Annotated in this window: 1 protein-coding gene; it reads left to right on the top strand. The window is 68.2% G+C overall.

All coding sequences use genetic code 11. The features are described from left to right. Positions 1 to 193 precede the first annotated feature (193 nt). The gene (locus SNA_RS30735; RefSeq protein ID WP_037694117.1) at positions 194 to 634 is read left to right on the top strand and encodes a VOC family protein; all 441 of its coding nucleotides are present in this window, start codon (positions 194 to 196) and stop codon (positions 632 to 634) included. Positions 635 to 639: the final 5 nt, after the last annotated feature.

The raw sequence follows: 639 nt of genomic DNA, 5'->3' as shown, positions 1-639 counted from the left end.
CGTCGAACGACGGGCGGCGGGAAGAAGCCCCCAGCGGTGGCGCCTGGCCCGCGGGTCTGCTGTAGCGATGCTGAGGCGCGATCCAGATTTATCGGAGTTCGGCGGTCTGCGGATGTCGAGAACGTGCCACCGGCTCCGTCCCGGGGACATCAGCGGCCACCGCCGGCCGCACGAGGAAGAAGGAGAAGCCAGCATGGCGATTCAGCGGATGGACAACGTCGGCATCGTCGTCGAGGACATGGATGCCGCCATCGCGTTCTTCGTGGAACTCGGTATGGAGCTGGAGGGCAGGGCGGAGGTCGAGGGCCTCTTCGCCGACCAGTGCACCGGACTCGACGGCGTCCGCTGTGACATCGCGATGGTCCGGACCCCGGACGGTCACAGCCGGCTCGAGCTGGCGAAGTACCGCAGCCCCGCGGTGATCAGCGCCGGGCCGCGCAACCGGCCGCACAACATTCTGGGCACGCACCGCGTCATGTTCGCCGTCGACGACATCGAGGACACCGTTGCCCGCCTGCGCCCTCACGGCGCCGAACTCGTCGGCGAGATCGCCCGGTTCGAGGACAGCTATCTGCTCTGCTACCTCCGCGGCCCGGAGGGCATCATCGTCGGACTGGCCGAGCAACTGCGCTGAGAAGG

The sequence above is a fragment of the Streptomyces natalensis ATCC 27448 genome (assembly GCF_000935125.1).
Taxonomy (GTDB): domain Bacteria; phylum Actinomycetota; class Actinomycetes; order Streptomycetales; family Streptomycetaceae; genus Streptomyces; species Streptomyces natalensis.
This window is presented reverse-complemented; position numbering and strand designations above follow the sequence as displayed.

Coding starts and splice junctions, on each gene's coding strand:
- SNA_RS30735 (WP_037694117.1), top strand. CDS start 194: ATGGCGATTCAGCGGATGGACAACGTCGGCATCGTCGTCGAGGACATG.